The organism is Candidatus Binatia bacterium (assembly GCA_036563615.1).
In the GTDB taxonomy this organism is placed as follows: domain Bacteria; phylum Desulfobacterota; class Binatia; order UBA12015; family UBA12015; genus DATCMB01.
Window position 1 is genome coordinate 553,723 of record DATCMB010000022.1, and the last position, 13,541, is coordinate 567,263.

At 67.9% G+C, this 13,541-nt stretch carries 12 protein-coding genes; all 12 read right to left on the reverse strand.

The window, feature by feature from the left end:
• Positions 1-57: 57 nt before the first annotated feature.
• The 12 genes from VIS07_20990 to VIS07_21045 all read right to left on the reverse strand — a co-directional run bounded on the left by VIS07_20990 (position 58) and on the right by VIS07_21045 (position 13,452).
• Positions 58-1,038: an NAD-dependent epimerase/dehydratase family protein gene (locus VIS07_20990; GenBank protein ID HEY8517996.1), complete on the reverse strand. Its 981-nt coding sequence runs from the start codon at positions 1,036-1,038 to the stop codon at positions 58-60.
• Positions 1,026-2,141: a Gfo/Idh/MocA family oxidoreductase gene (locus VIS07_20995; protein HEY8517997.1), complete on the reverse strand. Its 1,116-nt coding sequence runs from the start codon at positions 2,139-2,141 to the stop codon at positions 1,026-1,028. Before VIS07_20995 ends, VIS07_20990 begins: the two co-directional genes overlap by 13 nt.
• A gap of 34 nt (positions 2,142-2,175) precedes the next feature.
• Complete coding sequence (locus VIS07_21000) at positions 2,176-3,375, reverse strand: radical SAM protein (protein HEY8517998.1); 1,200 nt, start codon at positions 3,373-3,375, stop codon at positions 2,176-2,178.
• A 63-nt stretch (positions 3,376-3,438) separates the two neighbouring features.
• Positions 3,439-4,227, reverse strand: coding sequence for a formyltransferase family protein (locus VIS07_21005; protein HEY8517999.1), 789 nt, complete (start codon positions 4,225-4,227; stop codon positions 3,439-3,441).
• 31 nt (positions 4,228-4,258) lie between these two features.
• Positions 4,259-5,131: an XrtA system polysaccharide deacetylase gene (locus VIS07_21010; protein ID HEY8518000.1), complete on the reverse strand. Its 873-nt coding sequence runs from the start codon at positions 5,129-5,131 to the stop codon at positions 4,259-4,261.
• A 13-nt stretch (positions 5,132-5,144) separates the two neighbouring features.
• Positions 5,145-6,344, reverse strand: a complete 1,200-nt coding sequence (locus tag VIS07_21015) for a glycosyltransferase family 2 protein (protein HEY8518001.1) — start codon at positions 6,342-6,344, stop codon at positions 5,145-5,147.
• Positions 6,345-6,374: 30 nt separating this feature from the next.
• Positions 6,375-7,562, reverse strand: a complete 1,188-nt coding sequence (locus tag VIS07_21020; protein HEY8518002.1) for a glycosyltransferase — start codon at positions 7,560-7,562, stop codon at positions 6,375-6,377.
• Positions 7,559-9,130, reverse strand: a complete 1,572-nt coding sequence (locus VIS07_21025; GenBank protein ID HEY8518003.1) for an O-antigen ligase family protein — start codon at positions 9,128-9,130, stop codon at positions 7,559-7,561. The genes VIS07_21020 and VIS07_21025 overlap by 4 nt, the downstream gene beginning before the upstream one ends.
• A gap of 7 nt (positions 9,131-9,137) precedes the next feature.
• Positions 9,138-10,160 (reverse strand): polysaccharide deacetylase family protein, encoded by a 1,023-nt coding sequence (locus tag VIS07_21030; GenBank protein ID HEY8518004.1) that lies wholly within the window; start codon positions 10,158-10,160, stop codon positions 9,138-9,140.
• 43 nt (positions 10,161-10,203) lie between these two features.
• A complete protein-coding gene (locus VIS07_21035) occupies positions 10,204-11,634 on the reverse strand; it encodes a Wzz/FepE/Etk N-terminal domain-containing protein (protein HEY8518005.1) in 1,431 nt (476 codons plus the stop codon).
• Positions 11,631-12,428, reverse strand: coding sequence for a CpsD/CapB family tyrosine-protein kinase (locus VIS07_21040; protein ID HEY8518006.1), 798 nt, complete (start codon positions 12,426-12,428; stop codon positions 11,631-11,633). The genes VIS07_21035 and VIS07_21040 overlap by 4 nt, the downstream gene beginning before the upstream one ends.
• 187 nt (positions 12,429-12,615) lie before the next feature.
• Positions 12,616-13,452: a polysaccharide biosynthesis/export family protein gene (locus tag VIS07_21045; protein HEY8518007.1), complete on the reverse strand. Its 837-nt coding sequence runs from the start codon at positions 13,450-13,452 to the stop codon at positions 12,616-12,618.
• Positions 13,453-13,541 lie beyond the last annotated feature (89 nt).

The following is a 13,541-nucleotide window of genomic DNA, read 5'->3' on the forward strand; positions in this document are numbered from 1 at the left end:
AGCGGGTTTGCGCGAAACGCGCGCTCGGCGCCCGGGAATCGGCGCCCCGGGAGAGATTCAGCTGGTGCTGGACGACGCGTTCACCATGCTGCGGACGCCGGTTCGGAGGTCGATCGCCGGCTTCCAGCCGAGGGCCTCGCGCGCGCGCGTGGTGTCGTAGCGCAGGCTCTCGGTCGCCCGCTTGAGCTTGTAGCGCGTGAGCGGGAGACGCCGGCGGGTGAGCTTGCCGACCACCTCGCAGGCGAGCGCCACCGGCCAGAGCGCCGCGGGCGGCACGAACGTCGGCCGCACCGGGACGCCCGACGCCGCGAGCAGCTCGAGGTACTCGCCCTGGCGCGCCGGCTCGTCGACCACGTTGTATGCCGCACCGTGCTCGCCCTTCTGGGCGGCGAGCACGATCGCGTCGCAGACGTTGTCGACGTGCGCGAGCGGCAGCAGCGCGTCGCGCCGACCGACGACGACACGGCGCCCCTTGCCGCGCGGCACCGGGAACTGCAGGCGCGCGATGAACGGCGGGGCGTCCGGTCCGTAGAGAATCCCCGGACGCACGATAACGACCTTCATGCCGGAGCGCGGCTGGAAGCTGCGCACGAGGCGGTCGGCCTCGGCCTTCGACCAGGCGTAGTGGCCGCGCTCCTCGATCGCCGGGTCGAGCGGCGTGCTCTCGACGATCGCGCCGTTCTGGCTTGCGCCGAAGATGCCGATCGAGCTCACGTGCACGAAGCAGCGCACGCCGGCTGCGTCGGCCGCCTCGAGCAGCGTCCGCACGGCCTCGACGTTGTCGCGCGCGAACGCCGCGCGGTCGCCGCTGCCGCTGACGCGGGCGGCGGTGTGGTAGACGGTGTCGACGCCCGCCATGGCGCGCGCCACGGTGTCGGGCTCGTGGATCTCGCCCCAAACGACCTCGCGTACCTCGCGCGGGATGCGGCGCAGATCGGTGCCGGGACGGACGATCGCGCGCAGCTCGCGTCCCTCGCGCGCGAGGCGCGCGGCGAGGCGGCTGCCGAGAAATCCGGTGGCGCCGGTCAGGAGGTCCATGCGGTCCCTCCTTGCTCGACGCCGGTGCGCGCCTGCGCGGCGGCGCTCGTCGTCAGCTGGTGCTGGATGTCGGCGAGCAAGGCGACGACCTCGCGTCCCTCCCGCGCGTCGACCGGCGGCGGCGTGCCTTCGTCGAGGCTGCGGTAGAAGCGCCGGATCGTCTCCCCGATGCCGGGGTAGAGCTTCATGCGTCGCGTCGCGACCTTGATCGCGTTGCCGACCGCCGCGCTCACGAGCTGTGCCGCCGGATCGAAGTTCTGCATGAGCTTCGCGACGAGCTTTGGCAGCTTGCGGTTGCGCTCGAGGAGCACGGTCATCGTGTTGAGATTGACGCGGAGCGTGGCCTTCGTGCCGAACACGTTGAGGTGGTTCAGATACGGCTGGCTCTTCATCGAGAAGGCGACGAAGCCGAAGCGGTTCTGACCCTCCAGCATCACGCGGATCTCGCCGATCAGCGCCTCGCCCGGAGCGAGCGGCTGCCCCGCGACCTGGATGCGCTCGATCGGACCGAGGAAGTTCGCGACCAGGTAGAGCGGGTGCGGGCCGAGGTTCCAGAGCGGCGCGAACGGATCGGCGATGCTCCAGTGCGTCTTGCCGTTGCCGGTCGCGCCGAGCTCGACCATGTTGACGCCCTGGTGCGCCTCGACCGAGACCACCTCGCCGATCGCGCCGCTGTCGACGAGCGCGCGGGCGCGGCGGATCACCGGGTCGAAGAGCCGGTTGTGGTCGACGCACAGACGCCGGCCACGCTCGCGCGCGACCTGGATCATGCGGTCGCACTCGGCGACGGTCATCGCCATCGGCTTCTCGACGAGGACGTTGGCGCCGCCTTCCATCGCGGCGATCGCCAGCGCCGCGTGCGTCGACGGCGGCGTGACGACGTGCACGATGTTCGGCTCGGTGGCGCGCATCATCTCGCCGACGTTCGTGAAGAACGCCGGCACGTTCTTGTCGCGCGCGAACTGCTCGGCGCGCGTCGCGTCGGCGTCGCACACCGCCACGATGGAAGCGTTCTTCACGCCGCGCGCGAAGCCGAGGTGGGTGGCCGCGATGCGTCCCGCGCCGATCAGCGCGACGCGATGCTGTCTCTTGGGTGTGCTCATGCGATGAAGACGAAGGGGAAGAAGGTCATCGAGTTCAGCCGAGCGTCGGAAGGTACTTCCAGAACTCGTTGTTCAGGGCGCAGCACTTGGCGCACTTCGGGAACAGCCGGCGCTTCTTCAGCGCGCGACGGAAGGTCTGGTAGGCCTCGTTGTTCCAGATGTCGATCACGCTCTGCTCGCGGACGTTGCCGAAGGCGACGTCGATCGAGCACGAGTAGACGTCCCCGTACGGGCTGATGCGGAACGTCTTCCATGGGTAGAAGCACTTCTCGACGAAGGCGTACTCGTCGTCGAGGAAGCGGCGCTCCATCTCCTCCGGGGTCTTGAGCGGCGGACCGAAGCCGATCGGAATTCCGTACTGCTCGCTCTTGGCGATCGCCTTTTGCGACTCCTCGTAGAGGATCTGCCCGTTCACCTGACGGAGGTACATCGGCAGGTCCTGGTCCTCCTCCTTGCGGTGCACGGGGAGGGGGACGAGCTGCTCCGTCTCACGGTTGTGCTCGGGCGTGGTGTAGAACATGTAGTCGAAGTCGACCGAGTCGACGCCGGTGTCCTTCAGCCAGTCGAGCACCTCGCTGTAGCGGTGCTGGTTCAGCGCCGAGATCGTCACCGTGATGCCGATCTTCGGACGCTTGACGCCGAGCTCCTTCTTGGCCTGCTGGATGTTGCGGATGCCCTCGAGCAGGCGGCGGAAGCTGCCCTTGCCGCGACGGATCTCGTCGTGCAGGTCGTCCGGACCGTCGATCGAGATCGACAGCGCGTGCGGACGCAGCGAGACGAGGCGGCGCGCCTCGTCGGGACGCAGGAACCAGCCGTTGGTATTGACGCAGAGGTGGATCGGCGTGCGCGTGATGTGCTCGATGATCTCGAACACGTCCTTGCGTAGGAAGACTTCACCACCGGTGATGGTCATGTCCTGCACGCCCATCTTGGCGATGTCGTCGATGACCCTCTTGACCTCTTCGGTGGTCAGCTCGTGGCTCTGCCGGTCCTTGATGTAATCGTGGTGCGTCTTGTCGTGCATCATCCGCGGGATGTCGAGCGGACACATCTGGCACGACAGGTTGCAGCGCAGCGTGAGCTCGAAGGTCACCGACTGCGGCGTCCAGGCCTTCCCGTTCCCGATCGTGTACGGGATCCAGTACTTGTAGGCCTTGAGGTTGCTCTTGGTGAGCCCGCGGTCGCGGAGCCAGCCCTTGACCTCGTCGAGGACCGTGTTCTCGTCGTTGTTCATCTTTCGGGGCTCCAGGTGCTGTGGGATGACGTTGCTCGTGCGATGCCGCGTGGCGGAGCCGGGCTAGAGGAAGCGCCGGCCCTGCTGTCGTAGCCGCAGGCCGTCCGCGCGGGTCGGAAAGGAGAAGTAGGTCGCCTGCGAGCGATCGTTGGGCAGCGTCGAAGCCGAGCCTTGCTCGAGGCGGTCGATCGCCTCGACCAGCAGGCGCGCTCCGACCGCCTTGGTCTTGCGGATGAGGCTGTCCTGGGTGTCGTCGGGCTCGATGGGCACGCGCTCCTGCAGCAGGATCGGTCCGTCGTCGAGCTCCTCGTTCATGAAGTGCACCGTCGCCCCGGTTTCCTTCTCGCCGTTGGCGAGCACCCAGAAGCTCGGCAGGCGGCCGCGGTAGCGCGGCAGCAGGGCGCCGTGGACGTTGATGCAGCCGAGCCGGGGCAGGGCGAGGAGATCGCGCTTGAACTTCTGGCTCGCGTTGATCGAGATCACGAGGTCGAGGTTCAGCCGCCGCAGCTGCTCGAGATACTCTTTGGAATTGACGTTGGACGTTTCGATGCGCGGCAGCTTGTGGTGCTCGGCGACCGCCGCGACCGAGTAGAAGTTCGGCAGCGGCACCGCGCGACCTACGAGCCCGAGCCCGCGCCGGAAGGCGTAGCGGACCGACTGACGGAGGAACTGGCTCGGGCCGTACAGCGCCAGGTGGTCGCGCAGCGTCGACATCCAGGTCTGCTTCGGCATGAGCGTCGGCAGGATCGTGATGCCGACGATGTTCGACCGCCGATGGCGCAGCACCGTGTGCACGAACTGCGGCAGGTAGAGGCAGTCTTCCTGCGTGATGATGAAGGCACGTAGCGACATGAGCTTTGATCCTCTTTCGGGGCCCGTCACCTCATGCAGCGAGCAATCCGCGATCGCGCAGCACGTCACGCACCGGCGCGAAGCGGAAATCCGAAAGCAAGCGTCTCAGCTTGTCCTCCATGACGTGGAGGTTCAGGTAGTGGGTCGAGAACCCGCGCTTGCCGCGCGAGCGCAGCCGCGGCTGGCCGGGATCGATCTCCCACGGGTGCAGGTAGACGATCGCCGACTGCCCCTCGCGGTTCACGCGGCGCATGCCCCAGCGCATGTACTGGTACGGCAGCAGGCGAAGATACGCGCCGCCGCCGAGCGGCAGGTTCCGCTTGCCGACGCGCGCGGTGGTCATCGGAAACTCGACCAGGTTGCGCTGTCCGAGCGAGTGGATGACGAAGGGGAAGCGGAGCGCGCCCGGCACGCCGTACAGCGAGTCGCGCACCGGGAAGATGCTCGAGTCGTACTCGATGCCGCACTCGAGCATGACGTCGAGCGCCCACATCGACTTGGCGGTCACCGAGAAGGACGGCGCGCGGTAGCCGCGGGCCGGGAAGCCGAGGATGCGGGTCAGGATCTCCTGCGAGCGCTCGAGGTCGCGGCGGTAGAGGTCCTTGCCCTGCTCGTAGACCAGACGGTGCGCGTAGCCGTGGGTCGCGATCTCGTGTCCGTCGGCGGCGATCTCCTCGACGAGACCCGGGTAGCGCTCGGCGTTCCACGTCAAGATGAAGAAAGTGCCCTTGACGCGGAACTCGGCGAGCAGGCGCAGCAGACGCCGCGTGTTGGCGACGACGCGGCTCTCGTAGTGGTCCCAGTCCTCGAGCCGGACCTGGTCCTCGAAATCGGAGACCTGGAACCAGTCCTCGACGTCGACCGAGAAGGCGTTCACGATCTCGCGGTGTCCGTTCGTCGTCACGCGCAAGCTCTCCTCAGTCCCGTCCGTCGATCGCAGCGGTCACGCCGCCGGTCGTGGCCTCGAACGGACGTTCGGCCGTCTGCCAGCGTCCGAGCTCGGAGCCCGTCGTGACCTTCCACCATCCCATGATCGCAGCCAGGTTTCCGATCCCGAAGTAGACTACCGGCGACGCCAGGCGCTTGAGCTTGCCGTCCGGGAGCAGGAACCCCACCGGGATCGCGAGGTAGGCGAGGATCTGGAGCGCGAACAGCGCCTGGTAGCCCACGCCGCTCGCGAGACCCGAGCCGACGAGCAGCAGGAGAAACCACAGCGGCGTGGCGTAACGCAACCCCTTCCGGGACAGGAGCTCCCAGCCGACGAGCCACGCTCGGTTGCGCACGATGTCGGGCCACACGGCCTGGATGCCCCGGATGCCGCGGCCGATGATGCGCGAGCGTCGCTTGAGCTCGTCGGGCAGGTTGCGCGACCCGGCCTCGTAGGACAGCGCGCGCGGCTCGTAGAGACAGAGGTGCCCGGCGGCGGCGACCCAAATCGGCTGCACCATGTCGTTGCAGACGTCGTTCGGCACCGGCCGGCAGAGCTCCTTGCGCACCGCGAAGATCGAGCCGTTCGCCCCGAGGAGACAGCCGAGCGCGCTCTCGAGGCGCTTCTGCATCTGGTCGAGCTCCCAGTAGCGGTTGTAGCCCTCGGCGATCGGGTTGTCGTTGAAGTTCTTGTAGATCAGCTCGCCGCAGATGCTGCCGACGCGCGGATCGGCGAAGCCCTGCACCAGCGTCTTGACGGCGTCGGGCCGGTACATGCCGTTCGCGTCGGTGAAGACGATGATGTCGCCGGCGGCGCGCGGCATGGTGTCGTTGAGGCAGTGGTTCTTGCCGCGGTTGACCGGGTACTCGTGCAGCACGACGCCTTCCGCGGCGAACGAGCGGGCGATGTCGTTGGTCGCGTCCGTCGAGCCGTCCGACGCGACGATGATCTCGAGGCGATCCTTCGGGTAGTCGAGCGCGAGCGCGTTGCGCAGCTTGTTCTCGAGGACCTCGGCCTCGTTGTACGCCGAGATGATCAGCGTCACCTTGGGGAGCTCGGCGTCGCTCGCGAACGACGCAGGACGCTGGCGGCCGCGGAGGGCGGCGAGGGCCGCGAGGGTGAGCGGGTAGCCGACGTACTGGTAGACCAGCACGACGACCGCGAACCAGAAGAGGATGGGCCCGATCATGGCTGTCCTGGAAGCTCGTCTCTGTTCGGTTCAGGCACGCGACACGGTTTCGCCGGCCGCAGCGGGCGCGCGCACCTCCGCGGGCGGAACGTGGATGCCCGCGCGGGCGAGCTGCTCGCGGTAGAGGCCGTCGATCGCGCGCAGCATCGCCTCGAGGCTGAAGTGCTCGCGCACGCGCCGCTCGCCGCGCTCGCCCAGCGTGCGCGCGAGCGCGGGGTCGCGCAGCACGCGCTCGACGGCGTCGGCGAGGGCGGCCGGATCCGCCGGCGGCACGACGAAGCCCGACTCGCCGTCGACCACGACCTCCGCGCTGCCACCGGCCGAGGTCGTCACCACCGGACGCCCGAGCGCCATCGCCTCGAGCAGCGCGTTCGGCATGCCCTCGATGATCGAGGACAGGACGAAGCAGTCGAAGCGGCGCATCAGCTCGGGGACGTCGCGCCGCTGACCGAGGAAGCGAACCGTGTTGCCGAGCCCGAGGCGCGCGGACTGCGCTTCGAGCTCGGCGCGCAGCGGACCGTCACCGACGATGTCGAAGCGGACGTCCGGGATGCGCCGACGCAGCAGGTCGGCCGCGGCGAGCGCGTGGTCGTAGCCCTTCTTCCAGCTCAGCCGCCCGACCATGCCCACCAGCGGACCGCGTCCGCGCGGGTCGTCCTCGGTGGAGGCCGGCGCGTCGACGCTCGCGGAGCTCGCGGGCAGGGCGACCCCGTTCGGGATCCGCGAGATGCGCTGCGGCGAGCACCACTCGTGCTCCACGACCACGTCGCGGACGGCGTCGGCGTTGACCAGCACGCGATCGGCGAGCTGGTTCGAGAGCCACGCGGCGAGACGGCGGTCGAGGCGGTCGTAGCGGTCGAGGCTGCGCTTGCTCACCAGCGTGACCGGCAGCCGCGCCCAGCGTCCGACCAGCGCCGCGAGGAAGTTGCCCTCGAAGAGGTAGCCGTGCACGACCTGCACGCCGCGCTGCTTCATGTCGCGGGCGACGCGCGCCACCGCGCCGAACGTGCGCGGGCTCAGCATGGTCGAGCGGATGCCGAAGGAGCGTACCGGCACGCCCTCGCGCTCGAAGAGCGGGGCGAGGTCGCCTGGCTCCGCCGCCGCGGTCCACATCTCGAGCTCGTAGCGGTCGCGGTCGAGGCCGCGCACGACCTCGAGCAGGTGGCGCTGCGCGCCACCGACGTGCAGGTGATCGATGACGTACGCGACGCGGATCATGCCGCCTCGGTCCGCGGGCGATAGAGCTGACGGATGGCGGCGCGTCGCGCGCCCGGCGTACCGGAGACGACGCCGGGCAAGCCCTTGCCGCGCAGCTCCTCGTCGAGCGCCCAGCGGGTCAGAACGATCGCGATCGAGATGATGAAGTAGATGTGCACCTCGAGCCAGACGTCGGCGAAGATCGAGAAGAAGAAGAACAGGACGAGGTAGAGGTGCAGCCAGTCGGGCAGGTGCGAGAGCTGCGGATGGTTCTTGTACTTCGGGCGCAAGCGCTGCACGCGCGTGTACAGGAAGCCGAACAGCGTCAAGTAAAGGCACGTCGTGATGATGCCGCCTTCCGCAGCGGACCACACGTAGGAGTTGTGCGGCGGCTTGTACGAGCCGTGCAGGTACGCGTTGACCCAGCGGAAGTTGCCGAGGCCGACGCCGGTCAGCGGGTGCTCGGAGATGATGCGCAGCGCTTCGGCGAGCGTCGTGACGCGCGTCTCGGTCGAGCGTGAGCCCTCGATGCGCACGCCGACCGCTTCGGGCGTCGCGAACGGGTTGATGTTCATCAGACGCTCGCGGTGCGCGTCCGTGAGAATGAACTGGAAGGCGAAGATGCCGAGCACCAGCCCGACCGCGGCGGAGATGATCTTGCCGCGGCGTGGGACGTGATCGCCTAGGCACAAAAGCAAGCCGACCAGGCAGAGGCCGAGGAAGCCGCTTCGCGACGCGGTGAGCAGAACGAGCGGAATCGAGCCCACCGCGAAGCTCAGCCAGACGATTCGCATCGCCACCGATCTCGTGTTCGTCGCCAGGTACACGAACAGCGCGATACCGACGTTCATCATGAACGCGAATCGGTTGATGTTCGATGCCCAGCCGACGACCTTCGAAGTGATGCGGTACTCCGCCTCGCCCTTGACCATGTCGGGACCGAGCGTCGGCACCACCGCGACGATGCACAGCGCGATGACGTACAGCACCCACTTGAGCTGCTTGGGCGTGCGGATCCAGTTCACGAAGAAGATCGTGAACGCGATGCGCGACAGCAGCTCGAAGATCCACCGTCCGCTGACGTCGACCTCGCCGTAGTAGCCCTCGTGGCCGCTCTTCTGCACCTTCGGCAGGAGGTACTTGATGTCCGGCCAGATGAGCTTGTTGATGTACTGCATCGTGATCAGCACGATGGCGATCGCGATCAGCAGTCGGATCTCGGGCTCGCGCAAGAACCAGTAGTCGTGCGTGCGGTAGAGCTGGAAGGCGAGGATCAGCAGGAGCGAGAGGCCGAGCAGGTTGTTGATCGTAAACGGTCCGACGCCCTTCAGCGCGGAAGGGTAGGACATCAGCATCGTCGTCATGATGACCATGACGCCGACGTGGGGCTTGTAGAGGACGAGCAGCCCCGCGAAGACCATCCCGACGACCGCCATGGCGAGCACCAGGCGGTGGTCGCTGAAGAAGGCGGCCGCGCCGAGCGCGCAGCCCGCGGCGACCGTCGCGAAGATCGCCCAGACGGGGAAGCGCTCGACCCCGCGGGTCACGCGGCGCGTCGGCGCCGAGAACGGGACGGATGACGCGGTCACGCGGTGCTCACGCTCCGATCTTGCCGCGCTCGATGTCGAGCGTGAATTCCGGCATCGCGCCGTGGCGGTTGTAGATGCCGATCCGCTTGAGCGCGAAGAGGTCGTCGCCGGCGACGACGCTACCGGTCACCGAGGTGGTCGCCGAGGCGAAGCCGGCGCGACGCACCATGGCCTTGATCGCCTCGGTGAGGTGCGCGCTGCCGCGGCCGTTCGGGTAGGAGAAGTGCCGCACGGGCTCGCCGATCTGCTCCGCGAGCGCGTCGCGCGATCCGACGATCTCGCGCTCGGCTTCCTCGGGCGTCGCGTTCGGCAGGTTGGGATGGGTCAGCGTGTGCGCGCCGAAGATCATCCCCGCGCGGTGCATCTCGCGCACCTGATCCCAGGTCATCATGATCGACTTGAGCGGCGAGACGTCCTCGATGCCGGCCGCGACCCGCAGCGCTTCGAGCAAGGCGAGCCGCCGCTCCGTCGGGATGTTCTTCATCGTGACGATGAGCTTCGTGAACGCCTCGCGACGCTCGATCGGCGTCCGCAGCGGCAGGCGGAAGGCCATCGGCTCACGCGTCTCGAGCACCGGGACCGTGGTGGTGAAAACCACGAAGCGCAGCAGCCCGGTCCACAGGATCGAGCGGTTGTCGATGCAATCGGTCGTCACGTAGAACGTCGCGTTCAGACCGTGGCGCTGCAGGATGGGGAAGGCGCGCGTGTAGTTGTCGAGGTAGCCGTCGTCGAAGGTCAGCGCGACCGACTTGGGCGGCAGCGGCTTCCCCTCGGAGAGGCGCTGCACCATCTCGTCGAGCGACAGCACGCGATAGTGGCGCTTCAGGTACGCGCACTGGCGGTCGAAGTGCTCGGGGGCGACGGCGAGGCCGGGATCGAGGCAGAGGTGCGTGCCGTCGGCAACCGTGCTCACCGAGTGGTAGCGCAGGATCGCGGCGCGGCCCGCGAGAACGGTGCGGGCCAGCGTCGAGATACCTCCGTGGTGAATCGCGAGCTTCGCGAAGTTGGTCAGGTAGCGGCGAATGGCCATGGAGATGGACGCCTCCCCGGGGCGACCACGACCGTGCGTGTCGTCAGTTGACGACGCGGTAGTCGGAGATCAGGCCCAGGACCGGCAGCTCGAGCTCGCGCTCGATGTCGGAGCCGAAGTGGTAGGTCTGGTAGAGGAACTCGAGTCCGAACGCGCCCGCGACGCCGACGCCCACACCCGCGATCAGCGCGATGATGATGGTCAGCATCGTCTGGTCGTTGTCGGGCTTCGCCGGCGCGTCCGCGCGGTCGACGACGCGGATCGTGTCGAGCTTGTCCTCGCTCATCTCGAGCGAGAGCCGCGCTTCCTGGGCGCGCTGGATTGACGCCTGCAGCTCGGCGCGCGCCTGCTGCACCTCGTCGTCGAGCTTCTGCAGCTTGTAGCCCTTCTCGCTGATCTCGGCGAGACGCGCCTCGAAGTCGGCGAGGTGTTGCTTGACGGACTCCCGCTTCGCCTCGAGCGCGCCGCGGTTCGCGCGGGCGCGCAGAAGCTCCTCCGCCAGGTTCTGGCGCACCTGGTTGAGCTGGAAGCGCTCGGTGCCGATGATGCGCGGCGGCTGCTCCTTCACCTTCGCGCGCAGCTCGGCGATCTGCGCCTTCTTGTCGATCACGCGACGGTCGGCGTCGGTGTACTTCTGCTGCAGCTCGGACAGCTCGACGGTCAGGATGCCGATGCGCTCCTCGAGCGCGCGCGCGACCGGGTTGTCGATCATGTCGACGTCGCTCGCGACCTTCTCGGGCTCGTCCTGCATCGCCTCTTCGAGCTTGGCGATGAGCTGATCGGTCTGCTGGATCTGCGCCTCGGTCTCACGCAGCACCAGCTCGCTCGCCATCATCTGGCGGATGGTCTCGTCCTTCTGCTGGTTCAGCGCGACGATTCCGGTGCGGCGCTGATAGCGGTCGAGGCGACGCTCCTTCTTGCGCAGCTCGCGCTCGAGGCGCTCGGTGCGGCGCTCGAAGAAGCGCACGATGTCCGGCGACTCGTAGATGCTCGGGTGGTACTCGAGGTAGGTGTCGACCAGCGTGTTGACGACCGCCGCCGCCTTGTTCTTGTCGGTGTGCTTGAAGGCGACCTCGATCATCGGCGACTGCGGGAACGGCGTGACCCGCAGGTTGTCGCGGATGGCGCGCGCGGTGGCGCGGTTGCGCTGCTCGCGGTCCTCGGGCACCGGGTCGATGATCTCGATCTGCAGCCGCTCGGCGGCGGCGAGCAGGAACGAGCGGTTCTTCAAATTCTCGACCTCGGCGTTCAGCACCTGCGCTTCGGGCAGCTGCGTGGTGCGCTTCGAATCTTGCGGCGACAGGTGCAGGTAGCTGCGGCTACCGACGACGAGCAGCTTCGCGCGCGCCATGTACTCGGGCGTGCGCAGCAGCGCGAACGCGATGATCGGCAGCGAGACCAGCGCGAACGCGATGACGAAGAACCGCTTGCGCTTGAACAGGATGTGCAGGAACTCGCGTACGGATTCGTTCATCTCGAGGCCTCTTGCGGGATGACGGCGATCTCGACGACGTCCTGCGGATTCGTCAAGCGGGTGAGGAACTCGGGAATGTAGTTCTGCGTGCGGTTGAGGACCGCACCGAGGACGTGCGCGCCGACGCGCTCGAGCTCACGGAGCGACACCGCGGGTGCGCCGAGCGGCGTGCTCTCGGCCCGCACGACCAGCATCACACCGTCGGCGCGCGGCGCCAGGAACGAGCTGTCGGCGTACATCTCCATCGGCGCGCCGTCGATCAGGATGGTGTCGAACTCCTTGCGCAGGAACGCGAGCAGATCGTCGAACGCGCGTCCCTCGAACATGTACGGGACGCGCGCCGGACCGCGTCCGGTCGGCATGAAGTACAGGTTCGGGATCTCCGTCGGGTGGTAATGCACCGGGCCGGGTGCCGTCGGATTGCTCAGCGCCTCGCAGAACCCGGGCGCGTCGTGGCCTCCGAAGACGCGCGTGATGCCGGGCGTGCGGAAGTTCGCGTCGATCAGCAGGCAGCGACCGGCCTGCGCCATGGTGGAGCCGAGCAGGGCGGTGGTGGTGGTGGCGCCCTCGCCGTGTCGCGACGAGACGATCAGCATGAGCTGCAGCGTGCGGGGCGCGCGTGCGGCGAGGATGTTCTTCCGAAGCTGCTGGAACTCTTCGATTGTCGTCGGTGGGACGTCGAACGAGAAGTGTCCGATGCCGCTGCCGTTGCGTCCGTTGCGATGAGCGTTGCCGTTGCCGTTCCCGTTTCCGTTGGCGTGGCCGTTCGCCCCGTTGCCGCCGTTGCGGCGCATGCGAGCACCGAAGCGGAACCAGCTGCGCTCGACGGGCGTTGGCAGCGTGCCTTCCGTCTCGACGGATGCCGCCTCCGGCTGCGGGGGAACCGCCGATCCCGGTGACGCCGTGTCACGCGCAGCCTTGGCTGCGCGCTCGGCCTCCGCTCGCTTCAGTGCCTCGTATGTCTTGCCCACCGACGGTCTCCTAGAAAGCCAACGTGTTGAGATCGAAGCCGGGTCGGGGCACGGTGGGCAGAAGCCCCCGGATCCACTGGTCGACCCAAACGTCGGCTTCGCCGATGAACGTCCTCGGCACGATGATGATGTCGTCCGGTGCCATGACGACTTGTTCGGTGGACTCTCCGTCCATGACAGCTTCCAAGTCAAGCCTTTGTGTTTGCACCTGATCGCCGACGCGCGTGATGTGCAGCACCTCGTCCGTGTTGGCGTCGTCGACGAAGCCGCCGCGCTCGACGATGGCCTGCAGCGGGGTCAACCCCTCGCGGTAGGGGACGTAACCCGGCTTGGCGACCTGACCGCCGACGTAGACTTTGTGCTCGGCGAGCTGGGCGATCACGACGCTCACCACCGGGTCCTTGAGGGTCTTCGACGATTTTTCGACGATGACCTCCTCGAGCTCCTTGACGGTGAGCCCCGCGGCCATCACGTCGCCGATCACCTGCAAGCCGATGCGGCCGTCCGGACGAACCGGGACGCGCTCGTTCTCTTCCGGGTGGTACGGGAACTTGACGTCGATGAGGTCACCCGGTGCAAGACGGTAGCTGTACTCGTCGACCAGCTTGCCGACCCGTCCGGCGGGACCTGCGACTCCCACCGTGCCCGGGGCGCCCATGCCGCCAACGGTTCCCGGAGCGCCGGAGTCCGGGCTCGCGGCCGCCATCATCATGGCGTGCTGCTGCTGCCGACGTGCGCTGCCGCCGCAGCCGGCGATCAGACCCAGCACGGCGGTCCCGACCAGCAACGCGGTGCCGATCCGGATCGCGCCGCCGCGCCCGATCTCGATCTGTCGTCTACTGCTCATAGCTCCGCCCATCCTTCGAAAGGTTCTTCCCTGTACGGGGCGGCGGACCCCGTTATGCTGCTTCGAGCGAGTGCTCGAGAGCGGACGCG